The organism is Cohnella sp. 56 (genome assembly GCF_037963805.1).
In the GTDB taxonomy this organism is placed as follows: Bacteria; Bacillota; Bacilli; order Paenibacillales; family Paenibacillaceae; genus Cohnella.
The window spans coordinates 151,234-171,603 of record NZ_JAZDQE010000005.1; the positions used below are offsets into that span (position 1 = coordinate 151,234).

The following is a 20,370-nucleotide window of genomic DNA, read 5'->3' on the forward strand; positions in this document are numbered from 1 at the left end:
GGACCGATCGAGATATTATGCCCGCCATTACCTATGAACTGATCAAGACCTGCGCCCAGACGGGCGCCAGGCTCGGACGCGTCCACACGCCGCACGGCGTCATCGATACGCCGACCTTCATGCCGGTCGGGACGCAGGCGACCGTCAAGGGCATCAGCCCCGAGGAGCTCAAGTCGCTGGGCGCCCAGATCATCCTGAGCAATACGTATCACCTGTTCGTCAGGCCGGGCCACGAGCTGGTCCGCGCTGCGGGCGGTCTGCACAAGATGATGAACTGGGACCGCCCGATCTTGACGGACAGCGGCGGCTTCCAGGTGTTCTCGCTCGCGCAGATGCGCAAGATCACCGAGGAGGGCGTCACCTTCCGCTCGCATCTGAACGGGGACAAGCTGTTCCTCTCTCCCGAGGTCGCGACGGCCGTCCAGAACGCGCTCGGGCCGGATATTATGATGGCGTTCGACGAGTGTCCGCCGTATCCCGCCGAGTACGCATACGTCAAGCAATCGACGGAGCGTACGAGCCGGTGGGCCGAGCGCTGCCTCAAGGCGCATGCAAGGCCGCATGACCAGGGGCTGTTCGCCATCGTGCAGGGCGGCATGCACAAGGATCTGCGGGCCCAGAGCGCGGCGGATTTGACTTCCCTGGATTTTCCGGGCTATGCTATTGGAGGTCTCAGCGTAGGCGAATCCAAGGAGATTATGTACGAGGTGCTGGATCACACCGTACCGCTGCTGCCTGCGGGCAAGCCCCGCTATCTGATGGGCGTCGGCTCGCCCGACGCGCTCGTCGAGGGCAGCATCCGCGGCGTGGACATGTTCGACTGCGTGCTGCCGACCCGGATCGCCCGCAACGGCACACTGATGACGAGCGAAGGCCGCGTCGTCGTCAAGAACGCCAAGTACGCGGAGGACTTCGGTCCGCTCGATCCGGCATGCGATTGCTATGCCTGCAAGAATTATTCCCGGGCGTACGTCAGGCACCTGATCCGCGCGGACGAGATGTTCGGACTGCGGCTGACGACGATCCACAATCTGCATTTCCTGGTTAATCTCATGAGCCAAGTCAGACAAGCGATTCGCGACGACCGTCTCGGGGACTTCCGCGACGCATTTTTCGAATCGTACGGCATGGCGACCAACGAGAGCGGTTTCTAGACGATAAACGCAACGAAGGGAGGTATATTCCATGTGGTTAGCTGGCAATAGCACCGGCGGAGGCAATCTGTTCATGACGCTTGTACCGTTTCTGCTTATGTTCGTCGTCTTTTACTTCCTGCTGATCCGTCCGCAGCAGAAAAAATCGAAGAACCGCAACGCGATGCTGCGCGCGCTCTCCAAGGGCGACAAGGTCACGACGATCGGCGGACTGCACGGTACGGTCGCCGAGATCACGGACGATACGATCGTGCTCCGTGTCAACGACGTGACGAAGCTCACGTTCGACCGTTCTGCGGTCAACAACGTCACTGCCCGCACCAGCGAGGCGAAGAGCGAATAGCATTTCCGTTTATTAATAAAGACAAGCCCGCCAAAGCCGAACGGCTGAGGGGGCTTGTCTTTTTTGTACGCTGCGGATAGAAAAGCCTGAATCACGACTCCGTCGTACTCGACGGCCCCAGCTTCTTGATCTTGGCTGACAGACTGCGCTGCCTGTCGAGCCGCTTGTCGGAGCGTTCCGAAGCCCAGGTTCCGAAGCCCAGGCCGACGGCAACCGCGAAGCATGCCAGCGCCAGTCCCGCGAACATATCTGTGGCCCAGTGAATGCCGAGATAGAAGATCGAGAAAAAAATAATCACAGCGTTAGCTGTCCCGAATATGGCCCAGCGCCGATTGCCCGAGTGGATCGCGAGCAGCGCCATCGTCGCAGAGATGGACGTGTGCAAGCTCGGAAAGCAATTGTCGAGGCCTGACAGCTGCCGGTACTGCGTCTCGAAGTTCGGATAAACGTCGAGCATGAGGAAGCGGATCTGTGAGGAGACCGACCATGCTTCATGCACGGGTACGAAAACATAAAACGGCAAAGCGACCAGGTAATTCAGCAGCATGGCGACGCACAGCGCAAAATAAAGTCTGTAGTTGCCCGAGGAGACGTACACGAACAAAGACGCGACTACGAAAGCTTGAAAAACGACAAGATAGAAAAACGCGCATACCAGCGTGAGCCAAGGGGATTCGAGAAGGTGCTGAAGCTGGCTCTGCCAGCTGCCCTCCCACCCGGTCAGCGCATGGGTCAGGTCGTGTGTGACCGGCAGCGCGGCTTCGAGACTCAGCTCGAGCTTGTTGAACGCCAATATGAGCAGCAGAGCGGCTAAAGTAACCAGGTGCAACGGCGACACCGCGAGCTTGCGCACGAAGGCGGCGGCAGCGGAAAAGGGCTGGCGTCCCGTCCCGTACCATATGAGCAGCGCGACCGTCACGGCCGTAAGCACGGATATCGTTTTCATACTGTTGAATACAATCACTGACGCTCCGCTCCCAATCGAGAATCATTGTAACAGAATATCAGTATATCACGATCGGCCGCTTTTCAACGGAGCGCGGCGGTTTTATTTTAGAATCATCGGCGCACAGACCCGCCGCCGGCGTTCACGCCGAACATGCCGCCGAACGCGCCGGCCAGCGCCGCAACCAGTCCGAGCAGGCCAAGCCGGGCATCGAAGCCGATATCTTGCGACAGGAAGCCGATCAACGCGACGGCAGCGGCATAGAGCAGACCGGTAAATGCGCCGATGTACCAGCCGCGCTTGCCGGAGCGCTTGGCGGACGTGAATCCGCCGGCCAGACTGGCGGCGCCATGGACGCCGAACACCCAGGAGAGCAGCTTCGACTCGGGCATGGAGGAGCTGTAGAGCAAGACCGACAGTACGAGCGTGCCGATTCCCAGCCAGATAAACGACCATACCAGGCCCGCGACGAGCGGGGATGCGATGCGGATGCCGGATACGCGAACGGGATTCATATCGATGCACTCCTTCTATTCATCCTATTTAGTTTATTCTATGGGCTCGTACATCCCGCTAGTACCGAATACCGTTAATTTCCGAACGCCGAATCCGTATCCCCCGCCCGGCCCGCGGTGACACTACAGGACGCCGGGTAAAGGCAAGGGAGGACGAGCGCATGGAACTGACGGCGGTCACGCTGAGAACGCTGCTCATGTATTTATTCGTATTCCTCATCCTGCGGATGATGGGCAAGCGCGAGATCGGCAAGCTGTCTGTCTTCGACCTTGTCATCTCCATTATGATCGCGGAGATCGCCGTCATCGCAATTGAAGCGCCGAACCGCCCGATCCTGCATGCGGTGGCGCCGATGGCCGTGCTGGTCGCGATGCAGCTCGCCGTGTCCAATATTACGCTTAAAAACCGCAAGCTGCGGCTGTGGTTCGAAGGGAAGCCCAGCGTCATCATCAGCCAGGGCAACTTGAATTGGAAGGAAATGAAAAAGCAGCGCTACAGCCTGGACGATCTGATGATGCAGCTGCGCGAGAACAGAATCGACCATGTCGGCGACGTCGAGCTCGCGGTGCTCGAATCGTCCGGCAAGTTATCGGTCATCCTCGCCAACAAAAAAACAACTGAACCTGAACAGCCGTCCCCGCCGCCGCCGCCGCGCATCCGCTACGGCCTGCTTCCCCTGCCGCTCATCATGGACGGACACGTCCAGGACGACAACCTGGACAAGCTCGGGAAGAACCGATTCTGGCTGCGCCAGGAGCTGCGGCGTGAGGGCGTCAAGGACTTCAAGCATGTCGCGTTCTGCAGCCTGGATCACAAGGGCCGGCTCTATATCAACCGAAGACATCCCCAGACTTAGCGGAACAACCGGCCGATTATCGGAATTCTGGCCGCATCGTCGCGATCGACGAGCCGCATGGCGACGAGCAGCAGCAAATAAACGACGATGGATGCGGTTCCCGCGGCAATCAGATCGAGCGCCGCTCCCGGCAGGCGGCCGGCATTCCAGATCCACAGCGCGACGGCGCCCATGACGGTCATCGCGGCGCCGATCTTGATAAAGTCGGACGGCAGCACGCGGAACCCGGTCAAGCGGACGACGCTGATCCAGTGAAGCAGCGTGACGAGCGCCATGTTGGCGCCGATCGCGATCACTGCGCCGCGAATGCCGAGCTCCGGCTTCGAAGCGAGCTGCAGGATGAGGATCAGCTTGACGAGCGCCCCCACGAACGTATTGAACAGCGCCGTGCCCGGCCGGTCCAGCGCCTGAAGGGCGGCCTGAAGCGGCGCTTGCATATACAGGAACACGGCGGCCGGCGCCAGCAGGCCGAGCATGGCGCCCGCATCGGGATCGTCATAGATGAGCTCGCAGATCGGCTGTGCGAACAGTGCCATCAGTATAATAAACGGCGCGCCGGTAACGAGCGCGAGCCGCATCGATTGATGCAGCCGCTTCTGGATGGCGGCCCGGTCGCCTCTGGCCGCCGCTTCGGAGAGCGACGGCACGAGCGATGTGGCGAGCGAGAAGGTCAGCGTCCCCGGCAGCAGCAATAAAGGGATGACCATGCCTTGCAGGATGCCGTACTGGGCGGTAGCCGCCGCAGCGGCGAGGCCTGCGGCGATCAGCGCGCGCGTCGTCAGTATCGACTCGAACAGATACGACAGCGAGCCGATCATGCGGCTGCCCGTGACGGGAAGCGCGATCTTGAGCAGCGCTCTGCCGTGTCCCGGCTGCCGCTGAACGAACGAGGGTGAGCGCTCCGCATTCGTTCTGTTGGTCGTTCGTTCCGCCGGATTCGTATGCCCGTCCGGCTTGCCCTCGCCCCGCAGATGCAGCCAGAGGGCGACGAGGCCCGCCAGTTCGCCTGCGCCCGTGCCGATCATGGCGCCGGCTGCGGCCGCCTCGAGCCCCCAGGGCAGCAGCAGGTAAGCAAGCGTCAGGGACAGCGCGATGCGGACGACCGTCTCGACCGTCTGGGACACGGCGGTCGGCAGCATGTCCTGCTTGCCCTGGAAGTAGCCGCGCCATACGGCGGAGACGGCCACGAGCGGGATGACGGGAATGATGGCAAGGAATGCGGTGTGAACGCGGGGATCGGTCATCAGCGTCGAGGAGATCCAATCGGACAAAACGAGGCACAGCCCGCCGACCGTCAGGCTGGCCGTCAGCGCGATCGCCATCGCGGTCCGCCGGATTCGCACCGCCTCGTCGGCCGCGCCGCGCGAATCGGCGGCGGCGACCAGCTTGGCGACGGCCAGCGGCAGCCCGCCGGTAATAATCGTCAAGACGACGATAAAGAACGGGAATACGAGCTGTACGAGCCCTACGCCCTCGGCGCCGATCAGCCGCGGCAGCGCGATGCGGGGCACGAAGCCGAGCAGACGATTGACGAGCCCTGCTGCTAGCAGGATCATAGCTCCTTGAATAAAGGTTTGTTTGCGCGGCGACAAGCTCATCCCGTCCTTTGCTATATCGGTTCGTCCTATCTATCCAGCATATGCGGGGGCTGTCCGCAAACATGCCAGGCAAGCGCGCGGCGCGGGGAGCGAGGCAGGAATTCGCGGCGCGGCGACGAATTGTGTTATGGTATGCATGACGGAAAGGCTGACGAATGGCGCCGGAAGCACAGCTTGGGCAAATGACGAGAGGGGGACTGCAGTTGGCCGATTCTGAAACGATGCCTGCAGGCGACGACGAAGAGCTGAACCGTACGATCAGGGAGCTATGCGAGAGCAAGGCCGCGGAATTCCGGATGATCGGGTACGATCAGGCGACGGGACCCGAGATCTGGGAGTGCGTCAGCGACAAGTATCACAAGTCGGGAACGCCTGCGCTGCATGCGATCGTCAATGATATTCTGTCGCTGAAGGTGACGAATTTTATGAATTATATAACGCTTAGCATCTATCGCGGCGAGAAGCGCCGCTAGTTTTGGAAGGGCGGACGTTTCCGCCGGGCATCCGCACGCGTTCGGCTCCTGTCGAGGAGCCTTTTTTTGCATGCCGTTGGGCGTTTCGACAAATTGACTTCACTTTGAGCGCGTAGGTATAATAGGAACATTGAGAATTGAAAGGGGTCGGCAACACCATATGAACCGGATGCTCGCTTTCGTGCTCGTGGTTCTCGTCTCGTTCGGCGTGATCGGGGCTACCAGCCCGTATTTGCTGGACAAGACGAAGCTTGGGCTCGATTTGCAAGGCGGCTTTGAGATTTTGTACGAAGCATCACCGCTGGACGGGGTCGGCACGGTAACGAAGGACTCGCTGAACAAGACAGCAGAGAGCATTAAGAAGCGTATCGACTCGCGCGGCGTCGGCGAATCCGAGGTTACGCCGGAAGGCAAAAACCGCATTCGCGTCAAAATCGCCGGCGTCGCCGACGAGACCGAGGTCCGCAAAATGCTGCAAAAGCCGGCTGTGCTGACGTTCCGCAGCTCGGAAGGCTGCGCTTCGACGACCGACTATTGCAAGGTCGAGCTGCAAGGCAACGAGTTCAAGGAAGGCGCGGCCAAGGTCGTATACGACCAGCTGAGACGGCCGCTGGTCGCGATCGAGGTCAAGGACAAAAAGAAGTTCGAGGACATCTCGACACGCTTGCTGCACAAAAACCTGGCAATCTACCTTGACGACGATCTGCTGTCGGATCCCGAAGTCCAAGGCGTATTCACGGACGGCTCGGCCACGATATCGGGCCAGCCTACGCCTGCAGACGCCAAGGCGCTGGCCGACACGATCAACCTCGGCGCGCTGCCGCTGAAGCTGACGGAGAAGTACACCCAGAGCGTGGGCGCGACGCTCGGCCAGAAGTCGCTGGACGAGACGCTGCTGGCCGGCATCATCGCATCGGTCGTCATCTTTATTTTCATGGTCGTATTCTACCGCCTGCCCGGCGTTATCGCAGGCTTCTGCCTGCTCGTATTCATCTGGCTGCTCCTCGCCGTCTTCTGGCTGATGGGCGCGACGCTGACCCTGCCAGGCATCGCGGCGTTCGTGCTCGGGATCGGCATCGCGGTCGACTCGAATATTATCACCGCCGAGCGGATCAAGGACGAGATCCGCACAGGCAAGAGCATCGCGTCTTCGCTGCGCTCCGGCAACAAGAACAGCTTCCGCACGATCATCGACGCGCACATCACCAACATCATCGCCGGCGCCGTGCTGTACTTCATCGGCCAGGGCTCCGTCAAGGGCTTCGCGGTCGTGCTGCTCGCGTCGATCATCTGCAACATCGCAACCAACATCTTCCTGCCGCGCTATCTCATGCATCTGCTCGTGAAGAGCGGCAAATTCAACAAGGTCGGCTACTATGGCGTAAAGGAGAGTGAAATCCGTGCGCTATAAGTTCCACGACATCGATTGGATCAAATGGAGCAAGCCTTTCTTTATCGCTTCGCTCGTGATCGTGCTGATCGGCATCCTGTCGCTCTCCATTCGGGGGCTTAACTACGGCATCGATTTCCAGTCCGGGACATCGGTGGATATTGCCATCACCAAGCCGGTTAACGGCGACGAAGTCAAGGCGTTTCTCGAAAAGGAAGAGATGGGCGAGTACCATCTGACAACGGCGGCGGAGCGGCTCTCGATCCGCTTCAAGGCCGCGCTGGACGAGACGCAGCAAAACAAACTCGAGTCCGAATTTAAAGCGCAGTTCGACGACAAGGCTTCCTTCGAGAAAAACATCGTCGACGTAGAGATCGCCAAGGAGCAGGAGACGAACGCGCTGCGCGGCATTCTGATCGCCTCGCTCGGCATCATCATCTATATCGCCATCCGCTTCGAATGGCGGTATGCGATCTCGTCGGTCATCGCGCTGCTGTACGATGCCTTCATCGTCATCACGCTGTTCTCGATTTTCCATCTGGAGGTCAACCTGCCGTTTATCGTGGCCGTGCTCACCATCATCGGCTATTCGATCAACGACACCGTCGTCATCTTCGACCGGATCCGGGAGAACATGCGCTTCGCCAAGGTGAAGACCGAAGAGGACCTCGCCAAGGTCGTCAATGACAGCATTTCGCAGACGCTGACAAGGTCGATCAACACAGTACTCACCGTCGCTTTCGCAGCCGTCTGCCTGTTCATCTTCGGCAGCGAATCGATCCGGATGTTCTCGCTGGCCATGATCTTCGGTCTGATCAGCGGCGCCTATTCTTCCATCTTCATCGCCAGCCCGCTGTGGTTCTGGATGAAGCGCAGGGCCAAGCCAGCCAAGCCCGTCAAGGCGCAGCCGGCGCCTTGACGACAGTCAAGGGATTAGAGGTGTAACGATAAGATGACTCATAAAAGGACCGGCAAAACGCTGCATGGCATCAAGGTCTCCCTGCTCGGGTTGCTCGTACTGTCGGTCTGCAAGGGTCTCGCGGGTTGGTTCACAGGCAGCAAGGCGCTGATGGCGGACGCTTGCCATTCGGCCGCCGACTTCGCCGCCGCCGTAGGCGCCTATCAGCGGCATCGCAGGGCGATCAAGCCCCTGGGAGCGGCCGAGCGGCAGCGGGAGGCGATCGCCGCCGTCGTCTTCGCGGCATTGCTGCTGCTGGCCGGGCTCGAGATGGCGATCTCCTCGCTCCGCGCGATCGCCTGGGGCGCGGACCGTGCGCCGGGCTGGAGCGCCGTGATCGTCATTGCGGCCGGCATGGTCGCGCGCGAAGCGCTGATCCTGTACCGCCGCAGCTACGAGGTGCGTATGGGGCTGCGGCCGGATGCGGCCAGAAGCGATCGCTCAGACGTCTTCGCTTCGCTGACGGCATTGGTCGGCACAACCGGCGCGATGGCCGGACAGCTGCTCGATCTGCCCGTCCTGTACGTGCTCGACCCGGCAGCGGGTCTTGTCATTGGGGTATTCGTGCTCCGTATGGGCTACCGGCAGGCGGCTTCCGCTATCGGCGCTGTCGAGCGCCGTCCGATGGACGAGGTGGACGCCCAGACGCTGCTCGAGGTCGTGCAACGGGTCGACGGCGTCGTCGCCGTCGACGAGCTGAGAGCCAAGGAGCACGGCCACTATGTGATCGTCAACGTCCTTATTCGTGTCAATCCGCGCATCTCGGTGCTCGAGGGCCACGACATCGCGCAGCGTGTCCGCAGACAGTTGACCAAGCGTTTTTTGCATGTGTCGGATGCGAGCGTACAGGTTGAACCCTACGATCCGGGCTATCCTTACAAATCGAATCATCAAGAAGAGGAAATGCCTACTTTAATCCAATAAGACGCTGTGGACTCCGCCGCCCAAGGCGGGGTCCACAGTGCTGTAAGGCAGAAAGGAGCCGTTCGCAATTGAAATCTAAGTATCGCTGGATCATGGCGGAAGCCGACGAGACGGCGGCCGCGTCCCTGGCCGGGGAGCTCGGCCTGACGCCGCTCGTAAGCAGGCTGCTTGTGTCGCGCGGATATCGGACCGCCGAGGAGGCGAAGGGCTTCCTCGAGCCCGGTGTTCAGGCGCTGCACGATCCGTATCTGCTGCTCGGCATGGAGGCGGCGGTCGCCCGCATCCGGCAGGCGATCGGGGCGGGCGAGCGCATCCGCGTATACGGGGATTACGATGCGGACGGCGTCACATCGACGGCGCTGCTCCATCGGCTGTTCACGCGGCTCGGCGCGAGCTTCGATACATACATCCCGCACCGGAGCCGGGAAGGATACGGGCTCAATCTGCCTGCCATCGACGCCGCGGCCGCCGCAGGCATCAGGCTGATCGTCACGGTGGACAACGGCATCAGCGCCGTCGAGCAGATCGCATATGCGTCGACGCTCGGCATCGACGTCGTCGTGACGGATCACCACGAGCCGCCCGCGGTCCTGCCGGACCAGGCGGTCGCCATCGTCAATCCGAAGCAGCCGGGCTGTCCTTATCCCTTCAAGGAGCTGACCGGCTCCGCTGTCGCGTTCAAGCTCGCGCACGCGCTGCTCGGCGAGCCCGACCTGTCGCTGGCGGACGTAGCCGCGATCGGCGTCGTCGCGGATCTGATGCCGCTGACCGGCGAGAACCGCGCGATCGTGAAGCTCGGGCTCGCGGAGATGAACGCCCGTCCGTGTCATGGCGTCAAGGCGCTCGCCGCCGTCAGCGGCGCGGAGCCCGGGCGCCTCACGAGCGGACGGATCGCCTTCGGGCTCGCGCCGCGGCTCAACGCGGGAGGCCGGCTCGCCGAGGCGGACATCGCGCTTCGCCTGCTGATCGCGGACAGCTCGGACGAGGCGGAGATGCTCGCCGCCGAGCTCGATATGCTGAACCAGGAGCGGCAGCAGCTGGTGGAGGACACGCTTGTGGAGGCCGAAGCAGCGTGGCAGGCCGTCGTGGCCGAGCACGGGGGCCGTGGGCCGGCCGTCATCGTCATTGCGGGCGAAGGCTGGAACGCCGGCATCGCGGGGCTCGTCGCCTCGAAGCTGGTCGAGCGCTACTACAAGCCGACCGTCGTGTTGGCGGCGGATGCCGCGACCGGCTTGTGCAAAGGGTCGGCGCGCTCGATCGACGGCTTCGACCTGCACGCCGCGCTGACGGAATGCGCGGACGAGCTGGAGCACTACGGCGGCCACAAGGCGGCGGCCGGCATGACGATGCGCACGGAGCGGGTCGCCTCGCTTCGCACAAGGCTGTCCGCGCTCGCCGAGGCGTGGCTGTCGCCGGACGACTGGGTCCCGCGCAAGAAGGCGGATCTCGTCTGCCGGGTGTCCGAGCTGACGCTCGAGGCGGCCGAGCAGCTGAGGGCGCTCGAGCCGTGCGGCAGCGGCAATCCGGCGCCGCGCTTCGTCCTGCGGGATGCGGAGGTGCTGGACGCGAAGGCAATGGGCAAGGAGAGCCGCCATCTGCGCACGGTGCTGGGCCAGGGCGGCCGCAAGCTCGAGGCGGTATGCTTCGGCAAAGGCGGGGACTGCGCGGCCATCCAGGGCTGCGGTACCGTCCACGCGCTCGGCGAGCTGTCCGTGAACGAATGGAACGGCAGCAAGCGCGTGCAGCTCATGATGCAGGACTGGCAGGCGGCTGCCCTGCCCGTACACGATCTGCGCCATGAGCGCGACTGGCAGCGCGCGCTGCGCACGCTGGCCGCGGACGAGCAGGACGCGCCGCTGCTGGCGATCGCCGCCGGCGAGTCGGCGCTGGCCGCGTTGCGGGATGCCTGCGGCGACGATGTGCGGCTGCGCACGGCATCGTACGCGGATGCCGCAGGCATCGCTGCCGCAGCCGGCGCGGCTGCGCTCCGCATCGCCCTGATCGATCTGCCGGAGGCGGGAGATGCGCTGGCAGGCTTGCGCGGGCTGCTGTCGGCGGGATATGCCGTCGAGGAGATCCACCTCCTGTCGGCCGCCCAGCCCAGAACCGCCGGTCCCGGCGGCCGCGCGCCGCAAGCCGGGAGCCGCGGCGCTGCCGCGCGCATGCCGACGAGGGAGCAGTTCGCCGAGGTGTACGGCCTGCTGCGCCGCCAGGGAAGCTGGATCGAGGCGCCGGACGGCTTCCTCCGCCAAGTGGCGGAGCGGGCGGGTCGGACGCTTGCGGACGTCGTCATGATGCTGGACGTGTTCGAGGAGCTTGGCTTCGTCCGGCGAAGCCGCGCGGCGGTCGAGATCGTATCCAAGCCGCCCAAGCGCCAGCTCGAGGAGTCGCCCCGTTACCGCAAGGCGCTGCTGCGCGCCGAAGCCGAGGCGCTGGCCGCGATGTCCCCTTCCGAGCTGCGCGACTGGCTGCGCGGCCTCGTTCAAGGTACCGATGGCAAGCTGCTCCGATCAAGTGTATAATGCAAGCTGGCGAACTCGTTTTAAAGGAGCGAATATAAGATGGACTTTAAACCATATATCCGCGTGATCCCCGATTTTCCGATGCCCGGGATCCGTTTCAAGGATATTACGACACTGTTGAACAACGGCGAAGTGTACCGCGCGGCGATCGATGAGCTCAAGGCGCGCGTGCAGGATTGGGAGATCGACGTCGTAGCCGGTCCCGAAGCGCGCGGCTTCGTCATCGGTGCGCCGCTGGCGCTGGCGCTCGGCGTAGGCTTCGTGCCGATCCGCAAGTCGGGCAAGCTGCCCGGCGAGACGGTGGAGGCCGGCTATGATCTCGAGTACGGCAAGGACACCCTGGCCGTGCACAAGGATGCGATCAAGCCGGGTCAAAAGGTGCTGATCGCGGACGATCTGCTCGCGACGGGCGGCACGATTGCAACGACGGTCAGGCTGATCGAGCAGCTCGGCGGCGAGATCGCGGGCGCGGCCTTCCTGATCGAGCTGAGTTATCTCGACGGCAGGGAAAAGCTGGGCGGCTCGCGCATCGAGTCGCTCGTACAGTATTAATCGAGCAGCAGCGACGATTCGCGGCTGCGGCCGGCGAGGCCGGGCGTTCCGATTGCAGGAGCGTCCGGCTTTTTTATTTGCCCGGTCGCCCCGATCCGGCAGAGGCCCGCCAGCGTCCGTCCAAGTCCGTTCGCGACGGCATAGTTAAGCATTTTCAGGTTGCGTTAATCCGCTGTTCATCTTTTATTCACGCAAGTCTGCTAGTCTCCTCTTATCGTACATAGGAGGTCGTATTGAATGAGGAAGCGTACAAGGTGGATCGCCTGGATCGTGATCGTCTGCCTGATTGCGGCCGGCGGCGGGGGCTATTGGTGGTACACGTCCAAGGATACGAAGGCGGCGACGAGCGGGCCGTCGTTCTCGCAGTCCCGCGTGACCAAGGGCACGATCACCAAGAGCGTCGCAGGCAGCGGCGCCGTCGAAGTAAGCGAATCGGAGACGATCAAGCCGTCAGGCAACGCGACGGTGGACAAGGTCAAGGTGGCCGAAGGCGACGAAGTGAAAAAAGGGACCGTGCTCGCGACCTTCGAAGGCGAGGATGTGAGCCTGGCGCTGAGCAAATCCGAGCTGAGCCTGGAGCAGTTGCAGATGCAGCTGGAGCAGGCGCAGGACAAGTGGAAATCGCTGCAGGTGTCGGGTGCGGATCAGTCCGATATCGATTCGGCGGCGATGAGCATCAAGTCGATCCAGCTTAACGTCAAGCAGACCCAGCTCGATATGCAGGATACGCGGGACAAGGCGAAGGCGCCGGATCCGCTCGTCGCCTCGATCGACGGCACGGTGACGGCGGTTAACGTCAAGGACGGCGATTCGGTGACGGGGCAGATCGAGGCGTTCACGATCGTCAACTACGACAAGCTCGATATTCAAATCTCGGCCGACGAGCTCGACATCTCGCAGCTGAAGGTCGGGCAGACGGCGAATATTACGATGGACGCGCTGAGCGGCCAGGCGTTCACGGGCAAGGTCACGAAGATTGCCAAGGAAGGCAGTTCTTCGAACGGCGTCGCGACGTTCCCGGTCACGGTGCGGCTCGACAAGACGGACGGCGTGCTGCCTGGCATGAACGGCAGCGTAGACGTCGTCATCGAGTCGAAGCAGGATGCGCTCCTCGTGCCGGTCGAGGCGGTCACGCAGATGGGGACGAAGTATTTCGTGCGCGTGCCGGCGACCGGCACGTCGGGCGACCAATCCGGCAGCCGGCAGCCGGCGGCGGGAGCTCAGAGCGGCAGCGGGGCAACGGCCGGCGCCGGTTCGGCGGCCGGCAACAGCGCTCCATCGGGCGACGGAGCAGCGCGGGGGAGCGTGCCTGAAGGCGCCCAGCCGGGGGAGATGCCTGAGGGCGTGCGGTCGGGAAGCGTGCCCGAAGGCGGCCAGGCAGGAGCGGGGCAGGGCGGCTTTGGCGGCTATCGCCAGGGCACGGGCACCGGCGGCCAGGCGAGACAGGGCGGCTTCACGAGGGGCGGTCAGGGTCAAGGTCAAGCCGCCGCGGCAGCTGCGAGCACCGAATTTACGCTCAAGGAGATTACCGTCGGCATTACGACCGATTCCCAGGTCGAGGTGCTGACTGGCCTGACCGAGGGCCAGACCGTCCTGATTCCCGTGACCGTGTCGAGCGGCTCCGGCAACCAGCAGCAGATGGGCTTCGGCATCGGCGGCATGGGAGGCGGCTTCCAGATGGGAGGCGGCTCGTTCCCGGCAGGCGGCATGGGAGGCGGCAGCTTTGGCGGCGGCACCCGCACCGGCGGCAACGGCGGTACGAGCGCCCGCACGGGCGCGGCGGGAGGTCGATGACATGAGCAAGTCAGCGCCAGCTCCGCTCATCACGATGGAGGATGTCTACAAGAAGTATACGCTGGCGGGAGAGACGCTGAACGCGCTCGACGGCATCTCGCTGACGGTCGACAAAGGCGATTTCATGGCGATCATCGGTCCGTCCGGCTCCGGGAAGTCGACGCTCATGAACGTGCTCGGCTGCCTCGATACGCCGACCAGCGGCCAGTACCTGCTGGACGGCGCCGAAGTCGGCAAGCTCAGCGACAACAAGCTGGCGAATATCCGCAACAACAAGATCGGCTTCATATTCCAGAGCTTCCACCTGCTCCCGCGCCTTAGGGCGATCGACAACGTCGAGCTGCCGCTCGTCTATCGCGGCCTGTCCGGCCGCGAGCGCAGGGCGCTCGCGAAGGAAGCGCTGGAGAAGGTCGGCCTCGGGGATCGGATGTATCATATGCCGAACCAGCTCTCCGGCGGCCAGCAGCAGCGCGTCGCCATCGCCAGGGCGCTGGCGGGCCGGCCGCCGCTATTGCTCGCGGACGAACCGACAGGCGCGCTCGACAGCAAGACGAGCCGCGACGTCATCGGGCTGCTCCAGGAGCTGAACGCCGAAGGCAACACGATCGTGCTCATCACCCACGATCCGAAAGTTGCCGAGCAGGCGCGTCGCGTCGTGCGTATTCAGGACGGACAGCTGACCGAGGAGAGGAGCGCGGCCTCATGAAGCTGAGCCAAGGCATCCGCATGGCATGGGGGAGCGTGCGGGCCCAGCCCCTTCGTACGTTGCTCACCGTGCTGGGCATTCTGATCGGGGTCGCATCCGTGACGATCATGGTCGCGATCGGCAACGGCACGTCCGAGCAGGTGAAAAGCCAGCTGCAGGGGCTGGGCACGAATATGCTGACGGTTAACGTCGTAGGCCGCGGCGCGGTCACGAGCATCAAGCAGACCGACGTCAAGGACCTGGTGGACGTGGACAACGTGGAGAGCTATGCCCCGAACATCAGCGGCAACGTGACGGCCAAGTCGGGCACGCTGACCTATTCGGCGCAGGTGAACGCTACGACGCCGGCGTTCGCGGACATCCGCGACTATGAGGTGGCGCAGGGCCGCTTCATCATGGACATCGACGACTCGTTCAAGCAGAAGGTCGCAGTCATCGGCTCGGAGGTCGTGACCGAGCTGAAGATGAGCAATCCGGTCGGCAGCAAAATCTCGTTGAACGGAACGCCGTACAAAATCGTCGGCGTCCTCGCTTCGAAGGGCAGCACGACAAACGGGTCGAGCGACAACGTCATCATCGTGCCGCTGTCGACGGCGCGCGTCGTCCTGAAGACCGATGCGATCCGCACGATTTACGCCCAGGTGGACAGCGAGAAAAACGTAGACAAGGTGCAGGCCAAGCTGGAGAGCAATCTGAGGTCCTTTTTCCGCAACGACGAAGACAGCTATAATGTATTCAATCAGCAGGATTTGCTCGAGACGATTACATCCGTGTCGACGTCGGTGTCCACGCTGCTCACGTACGTGGCGGCCATCTCGCTGCTCGTCGGCGGCATCGGCGTCATGAACATGATGCTCGTGTCCGTGACGGAGCGGACGCGCGAGATCGGCATCCGCAAGTCGCTCGGGGCCAAGCAGCGCGACATTCTGTTCCAATTTCTCGTGGAGGCCTCGGTGATCGGCCTGCTCGGCGGCATCGCGGGCGTGGCGGTCGGGGCGAGCGGGTCCAAGTTCGTCGGCAAAATGATGGATTCGCCCGCTTCGCCCTCCGTCGACATTATGGTGATCGCAGTCGTCTTTTCGATCGGCGTCGGCGTGCTTTTCGGCTATCTGCCGGCCAGGAGAGCTTCGCGTCTTAATCCCGTCGAGGCGCTTCGTCAATAACGCAATAGGCAGCAAGGAGGCGGCAGATTGTCCGCGCACATACTTGTCATCGAAGACGACCCATATATCAGCGAGCTGATCGGCCTGTATCTGAAGCGCGAAGGATTCGCCTTCGAGATCGCGGGGGACGGCGAGGACGGGCTCGACCTGTTCACGTCCAGCCCGCCCGATCTCGTCGTGCTGGACCTGATGCTGCCCGGCCTGGACGGATGGGCCGTCTGCAGGCGCATCCGCGCAGAGCGGCAGGTGCCGATCATCATCCTCACGGGCAAAGGAGAGAGCTACGACAAGCTCAAGGGCTTCGAGCTGGGCGCGGACGATTATCTGGTGAAGCCGTTCGATCCCAAGGAGCTGATGGCGCGTATCCGCGCCGTGCTCAGACGGACGCTACCCGGCTTCGCAAGAGAGCCGATCCGGGTGCCGGGACTGGTCATCGATCTGGACCGGTACATCGTCGAGTGCTGCGGCTGCGAGCTCACGCTGCCGCCGAAGGAGATGGAGCTGCTGCATCTGCTCGCGTCGATCCCGGGCCGAGTATTCACGCGGGACCAGCTGATCGACCGGATATGGGGCTACGAGTTCGACGGAGATCCCCGCACCGTGGACGTGCACATCAAGCGCATCCGGGAAAAAATCGGCACGACGGAGACGTACCGGATCGAGACGATCCGCGGCGTCGGCTACAAGTTCGAGGCGAGCGGGACATGAGGCGGTACAGCGGCATTACCGTCAAGCTGCTGCTCGCCTTTTTTGCCGTCCTGCTCATTTCCTTTGCGATCACGATGTTCATCTCCGACCGCTTCGTCCGCTCGGAACTGCGCAGCCGCAGCGACCGGATGGAGATGCGTCAGCTCGACGTGACGGCGGCGCTCGTGCGCAGCGCCTATCGCGAGCATTGGAGCAGGGGGCAGCTGCTGTCGGCGCTGCAGATGAGCGGCGGGCCTAACCGCCAGATCGTCCTCCTGAACGCAGCAGGGGAGGTCGTGCTGCAGACGGGAGGCCCGGGCGAAGGCGCGAGACCGGAGATCGATCCGGAGGCGCTCAGAGAGACGCTCGCCGCGCGGGACCAAGTCTGGCGGCCTGCCGATCGCGAGGGCAAAGGCAGCATCCGGATCGCCGCCGGGCCGGTCGGCGGCGACCGGTCCTGGAGCGCGCAGACGATTCTTGTCGTATCGCAGGCTTTCCAGCAGGATCTGGGCTTATTCAGCGGCTTGTTCCGCAACATCATGATCACGATGCTCTGCGTATCGACCGTCATCGTGCTGCTCGTATCGCGCAGCATGACGGCCAGGCTGCGGCGGATGACGCAGGCGGCCAGAGATCTGGCCAAGGGGCGCTTCGACGTGAGGCTGCAGGACCGGCACCGCGACGAGATCGGAGAACTCGCGACCTCGCTCAACCATATGTCCGAGGAGCTGGGCAGTCTGGACCGGATGCGCCGGGAGTTTCTGGCGAACGTATCGCACGACCTGCGTTCCCCGCTCACCTCGATCGGCGGCTTCGTCGAGGCGATGCTGGACGGCGCCGTGCCGCCGGACCGGGAACGGCATTATCTCGGTCTCGTGCGCGAGCAGACGCAGCGCATGAACCGGCTCGTGAACGACCTGCTGGACGTCGCGCGCATGGAAGGGGGACAGCTTGAGATATCACCGGTCTCCTACAATCTCAGCAGCTGGATCCGGGGCTTGCTCGCCCGCATGACGCCCGATGCGGGACGCAGGGACATCCGCCTGGCGCTTGTCGGAGACAGCGAGGACGTATGGGCGTACGCGGACCCCGACCGCATCGACCAGGTGCTGGCGAATCTCGTGCTCAATGCAATCCAGTTCTCTCCGAACGACCGCAGCGTCGAGATCGAGGTCACGCGCGACGGAGACCGGGCGCATGTCAGCGTCAGGGATTACGGCGTCGGCATTCCCGAGAGCGAACTCGACAAGATTTGGCAGCGATTTTACAAATCCGACAAGGCGCGCTCGGCGCGTACGGGCAGCGGCCTGGGTCTGGCCATCGTGCAGTTCGTGCTTGAGAAGCACGGCACAGCGGCATCCGTGCGCAGTATTGAAGGAAAAGGCACGGTTTTTACGTTTGCTTTGCCCTCGTCCGAGCCGTCCCATCCCGCCCATGACAACCGCGAACGCCGCTGAAGCGGCATTGTCGGCTGTTGACGGTTCCCTCCGCCAAGAGGCATAATGGAAGGAATACTTCGCGATTCGCGGCGGCCTGCGGGATTTTTCGACGGTCGGGAGCGGAAAGGAACATGGCATGGGCATGGAGCAGCTGCTTGAAAAAGCGTCGACATACATGAAGGAACAGGACCTAGAGCGCATCCGGGAGGCCTACGCGTACGCCGATGAGGCGCACCGGGGGCAGCTGCGCAAATCTGGCGAGCCTTATATTCTCCACCCTGTAGCGGTAGCGGAGATTATGGTTCAGATGCAGATGGACGTCGTCACCGTCGAAGCGGCGCTGCTGCACGACGTGGTCGAGGACACGACGGTTACGGTCGAAGACGTGCGCGACCGGTTCGGGGAGACGATCGCAGGTCTCGTGGACGGCCTCACGAAGCTGGAGAAGATTCAGTTCCGGTCCAAGGAAGAGCAGCAGAACGAGAATTATCGCAAGATGTTCGTCGCGATGGCCAACGATATCCGCGTCATCCTGATCAAGCTGGCGGACCGTCTGCACAATATGCGCACGCTCAAGTTCCAGTCCGAGGAGAGCCAGCGGCGCATCGCCCACGAGACGATGGAGATCTATTGTCCGATCGCGCACAGGCTCGGCATGAGCGCCATCAAGTGGGAGATGGAGGATATCGCGCTGCGCTATCTGAATCCCCAGCAATACTACCGGATTGCCAATCTGATGAAGAAGAAGCGCACGGAGCGGGAGCAGTACATCTCCGAGCTCGTCGACCGGATTCGGGAAAAGCTTGAGGAGATGGGCATCCAGGGCGATATCTCCGGCCGTCCGAAGCATATTTACAGCATCTACAAAAAAATGACCGAGCGCGGCAAGCAGTTCAACGAGATTTACGACCTGCTGGCAATCCGCATCCTTGTGGACAACGTCAAGGACTGCTATGCGACGCTCGGCATCATCCACACGCTGTGGAAGCCGATGCCGGGCCGCTTCAAGGACTATATTGCGATGCCCAAGGCGAACATGTACCAGTCGCTGCACACGACTGTCGTCGGCCCGACGGGCGAGCCGACCGAGGTGCAGATCCGCACATGGGACATGCACCGGACGAGCGAGTACGGGATCGCGGCCCATTGGGCATACAAGGAAGGCAAGGAATCGGGCAACGTCGCAGGCAGCTTCGGCGACAAGATGAACTGGTTCCGCGAGATCATCGAGCTCCAGCAGGAGACGCGCGATGCGGCCGAGTTCATGGAATCGCTCAAGATGGACTTCTTCACCGACCTCGTGTTCGTATTCACGCCGAAGGGCGAGGTGTTCGAGCTGCCCGCGGGCGCCGTGCCGCTCGACTTCGCTTACCGCATTCACACCGAGGTCGGCAATCGGACGATCGGAGCCAAGGTCAACGGCCGGATCGTGCCGCTCGATCACAAGCTCAAGACCGGAGATATCGTCGAGATTCTCACCTCCAAGCATTCGTACGGGCCGAGCCAGGACTGGCTCAAGATCGCCCAATCGTCCCACGCGCGCGCCAAGATCCGCGCCTGGTTCAAGAAGGAAAAGCGCGAGGAAAACGTCGCGAAGGGCCGGGATGCGATCGAGCGCGAGCTGAAGCGGCTGGGACTCGAGCCGTCCGAGTGGATGACCGATGACAAACTGCTGGAGGTCGCGCGCAAGTTCACGTTTAACGATATCGAAGATATGATGTCCGCGATCGGCTTCAGCGGCATTACGGCGGCGCAGGTCATCACCCGGCTGACGGAGAAGCTGCGCAGGGAGGCCGAGGAAGCCCAGCAGATTCAGCTGACGAGCGAAGTCAAGGAGATGCGCGCGCCTTCGCATAGCGCTGCGTCGAACCGCTCGCGGTCGACGAGCGGAGTGCGGGTCAAGGGCGTCGACAATCTGCTCGTCCGCTTCGCGCGCTGCTGCAACCCGGTGCCGGGGGACCCGATCATCGGCTATATTACGCGCGGCCGCGGCGTGTCCGTGCACCGGTCGGACTGCCAGAACCTGCCGACGGCCACCGACGGTGAAGAGGCGGAGCGCGTCATCGAGGTCGAATGGGCGGACGAGGTCGAGGCGAGCTACAGCGTCGAGATCGAGATTCTCGGCCACGACCGCCGCGGGCTGCTCAACGAGGTGCTCCAGACGGTGTCCGAGAGCAAGACGAATATTGCGGCCGTGTCGGGCCGCTCGGACCGCAACAAGGTTGCGATCATGCATCTGACGATATTGATCCGCAACAAGGAGCATCTGCAGAACGTCGTCGACAAGATCAAGCGGATCAAGGACATTTTCTCGGTCCAGCGATTAATGCAATAACGGGAGAGCGCGCA

Annotated in this window: 19 protein-coding genes; 15 read left to right on the forward strand and 4 right to left on the reverse strand. The window is 62.8% G+C overall.

What is annotated here, in order from left to right; all coding sequences use genetic code 11:
* Nucleotides 1-14 precede the first annotated feature (14 nt).
* Nucleotides 15-1,154, forward strand: coding sequence for a tRNA guanosine(34) transglycosylase Tgt (tgt, locus tag VQ071_RS11355; RefSeq protein ID WP_340514359.1), 1,140 nt, complete (start codon nt 15-17; stop codon nt 1,152-1,154).
* A gap of 31 nt (nt 1,155-1,185) precedes the next feature.
* A complete protein-coding gene (yajC, locus tag VQ071_RS11360) occupies nt 1,186-1,497 on the forward strand; it encodes a preprotein translocase subunit YajC (protein ID WP_340514117.1) in 312 nt (103 codons plus the stop codon).
* A 91-nt stretch (nt 1,498-1,588) separates the two neighbouring features.
* Here the strand turns inward: yajC and VQ071_RS11365 are convergent, their stop codons facing one another.
* Nucleotides 1,589-2,461: a phosphatase PAP2 family protein gene (locus VQ071_RS11365; RefSeq protein WP_340514118.1), complete on the reverse strand. Its 873-nt coding sequence runs from the start codon at nt 2,459-2,461 to the stop codon at nt 1,589-1,591.
* A gap of 95 nt (nt 2,462-2,556) precedes the next feature.
* Complete coding sequence (locus tag VQ071_RS11370) at nt 2,557-2,958, reverse strand: TIGR04086 family membrane protein (protein ID WP_340514119.1); 402 nt, start codon at nt 2,956-2,958, stop codon at nt 2,557-2,559.
* A 161-nt stretch (nt 2,959-3,119) separates the two neighbouring features.
* Between VQ071_RS11370 and VQ071_RS11375 the strand changes: the two genes are divergently transcribed.
* Nucleotides 3,120-3,815 (forward strand): DUF421 domain-containing protein, encoded by a 696-nt coding sequence (locus tag VQ071_RS11375; protein ID WP_340514120.1) that lies wholly within the window; start codon nt 3,120-3,122, stop codon nt 3,813-3,815.
* Here the strand turns inward: VQ071_RS11375 and spoVB are convergent.
* The gene (spoVB, locus tag VQ071_RS11380) at nt 3,812-5,413 is read right to left on the reverse strand and encodes a stage V sporulation protein B (protein WP_340514121.1); all 1,602 of its coding nucleotides are present in this window, start codon (nt 5,411-5,413) and stop codon (nt 3,812-3,814) included. The genes VQ071_RS11375 and spoVB overlap by 4 nt on opposite strands.
* Before the next feature lie 203 nt (nt 5,414-5,616).
* Here spoVB and VQ071_RS11385 point away from each other — a divergent pair, with 203 nt between their 5' ends.
* The 6 genes from VQ071_RS11385 (at nt 5,617) to VQ071_RS11410 (ending at nt 12,232) form a co-directional block, all read left to right on the forward strand.
* Entirely contained in the window at nt 5,617-5,886 is a 270-nt protein-coding gene (locus VQ071_RS11385) for a post-transcriptional regulator (RefSeq protein ID WP_340514122.1), read from the forward strand.
* A gap of 160 nt (nt 5,887-6,046) precedes the next feature.
* On the forward strand, nt 6,047-7,297 hold the full coding sequence (gene secD / locus VQ071_RS11390; protein WP_340514123.1) for a protein translocase subunit SecD: 1,251 nt from the start codon (nt 6,047-6,049) through the stop codon (nt 7,295-7,297).
* Nucleotides 7,287-8,195, forward strand: a complete 909-nt coding sequence (gene secF, locus VQ071_RS11395; RefSeq protein ID WP_340514124.1) for a protein translocase subunit SecF — start codon at nt 7,287-7,289, stop codon at nt 8,193-8,195. Before secD ends, secF begins: the two co-directional genes overlap by 11 nt.
* A 33-nt stretch (nt 8,196-8,228) precedes the next feature.
* Nucleotides 8,229-9,158: a cation diffusion facilitator family transporter gene (locus tag VQ071_RS11400; protein WP_340514125.1), complete on the forward strand. Its 930-nt coding sequence runs from the start codon at nt 8,229-8,231 to the stop codon at nt 9,156-9,158.
* 68 nt (nt 9,159-9,226) lie between these two features.
* Nucleotides 9,227-11,680 carry a single-stranded-DNA-specific exonuclease RecJ gene (recJ, locus tag VQ071_RS11405; RefSeq protein ID WP_340514126.1) on the forward strand — a complete coding sequence of 818 codons (2,454 nt, stop codon included), beginning with the start codon at nt 9,227-9,229 and terminating at the stop codon, nt 11,678-11,680.
* Between the two features lie 39 nt (nt 11,681-11,719).
* On the forward strand, nt 11,720-12,232 hold the full coding sequence (locus tag VQ071_RS11410) for an adenine phosphoribosyltransferase (RefSeq protein WP_340514127.1): 513 nt from the start codon (nt 11,720-11,722) through the stop codon (nt 12,230-12,232).
* Here VQ071_RS11410 and VQ071_RS11415 read toward each other — a convergent pair.
* Complete coding sequence (locus tag VQ071_RS11415; RefSeq protein WP_340514128.1) at nt 12,229-12,384, reverse strand: hypothetical protein; 156 nt, start codon at nt 12,382-12,384, stop codon at nt 12,229-12,231. The genes VQ071_RS11410 and VQ071_RS11415 overlap by 4 nt on opposite strands.
* Nucleotides 12,385-12,469: 85 nt before the next feature.
* Between VQ071_RS11415 and VQ071_RS11420 the strand changes: the two genes are divergently transcribed.
* From VQ071_RS11420 to VQ071_RS11445, 6 genes are all read left to right on the forward strand, one after another.
* Complete coding sequence (locus VQ071_RS11420) at nt 12,470-14,026, forward strand: efflux RND transporter periplasmic adaptor subunit (RefSeq protein ID WP_340514129.1); 1,557 nt, start codon at nt 12,470-12,472, stop codon at nt 14,024-14,026.
* A 1-nt stretch (nt 14,027) separates the two neighbouring features.
* The gene (locus VQ071_RS11425; RefSeq protein ID WP_340514130.1) at nt 14,028-14,732 is read left to right on the forward strand and encodes an ABC transporter ATP-binding protein; all 705 of its coding nucleotides are present in this window, start codon (nt 14,028-14,030) and stop codon (nt 14,730-14,732) included.
* Nucleotides 14,729-15,895, forward strand: coding sequence for an ABC transporter permease (locus VQ071_RS11430; protein WP_340514131.1), 1,167 nt, complete (start codon nt 14,729-14,731; stop codon nt 15,893-15,895). The genes VQ071_RS11425 and VQ071_RS11430 overlap by 4 nt, the downstream gene beginning before the upstream one ends.
* Before the next feature lie 27 nt (nt 15,896-15,922).
* Nucleotides 15,923-16,603 carry a response regulator transcription factor gene (locus tag VQ071_RS11435; protein WP_340514132.1) on the forward strand — a complete coding sequence of 227 codons (681 nt, stop codon included), beginning with the start codon at nt 15,923-15,925 and terminating at the stop codon, nt 16,601-16,603.
* Nucleotides 16,600-18,039, forward strand: a complete 1,440-nt coding sequence (locus tag VQ071_RS11440) for a sensor histidine kinase (protein WP_340514133.1) — start codon at nt 16,600-16,602, stop codon at nt 18,037-18,039. Before VQ071_RS11435 ends, VQ071_RS11440 begins: the two co-directional genes overlap by 4 nt.
* Before the next feature lie 118 nt (nt 18,040-18,157).
* Nucleotides 18,158-20,356 carry a RelA/SpoT family protein gene (locus VQ071_RS11445; RefSeq protein ID WP_340514134.1) on the forward strand — a complete coding sequence of 733 codons (2,199 nt, stop codon included), beginning with the start codon at nt 18,158-18,160 and terminating at the stop codon, nt 20,354-20,356.
* The last annotated feature ends 14 nt before the right edge of the window (nt 20,357-20,370 follow it).

Excerpts from the sequence above, each read along its gene's own strand:
- yajC (WP_340514117.1), top strand. The coding sequence starts at position 1,186 with ATGTGGTTAGCTGGCAATAGCACCGGCGGAGGCAATCTGTTCATGACG.
- VQ071_RS11370 (WP_340514119.1), bottom strand. The coding sequence starts at position 2,958 with ATGAATCCCGTTCGCGTATCCGGCATCCGCATCGCATCCCCGCTCGTC.
- VQ071_RS11375 (WP_340514120.1), top strand. The coding sequence starts at position 3,120 with ATGGAACTGACGGCGGTCACGCTGAGAACGCTGCTCATGTATTTATTC.
- spoVB (WP_340514121.1), bottom strand. The coding sequence starts at position 5,413 with ATGAGCTTGTCGCCGCGCAAACAAACCTTTATTCAAGGAGCTATGATC.
- secD (WP_340514123.1), top strand. The coding sequence starts at position 6,047 with ATGAACCGGATGCTCGCTTTCGTGCTCGTGGTTCTCGTCTCGTTCGGC.
- VQ071_RS11400 (WP_340514125.1), top strand. The coding sequence starts at position 8,229 with ATGACTCATAAAAGGACCGGCAAAACGCTGCATGGCATCAAGGTCTCC.
- VQ071_RS11410 (WP_340514127.1), top strand. The coding sequence starts at position 11,720 with ATGGACTTTAAACCATATATCCGCGTGATCCCCGATTTTCCGATGCCC.
- VQ071_RS11415 (WP_340514128.1), bottom strand. The coding sequence starts at position 12,384 with ATGCTTAACTATGCCGTCGCGAACGGACTTGGACGGACGCTGGCGGGC.
- VQ071_RS11420 (WP_340514129.1), top strand. The coding sequence starts at position 12,470 with ATGAGGAAGCGTACAAGGTGGATCGCCTGGATCGTGATCGTCTGCCTG.
- VQ071_RS11425 (WP_340514130.1), top strand. The coding sequence starts at position 14,028 with ATGAGCAAGTCAGCGCCAGCTCCGCTCATCACGATGGAGGATGTCTAC.
- VQ071_RS11430 (WP_340514131.1), top strand. The coding sequence starts at position 14,729 with ATGAAGCTGAGCCAAGGCATCCGCATGGCATGGGGGAGCGTGCGGGCC.
- VQ071_RS11440 (WP_340514133.1), top strand. The coding sequence starts at position 16,600 with ATGAGGCGGTACAGCGGCATTACCGTCAAGCTGCTGCTCGCCTTTTTT.
- VQ071_RS11445 (WP_340514134.1), top strand. The coding sequence starts at position 18,158 with ATGGGCATGGAGCAGCTGCTTGAAAAAGCGTCGACATACATGAAGGAA.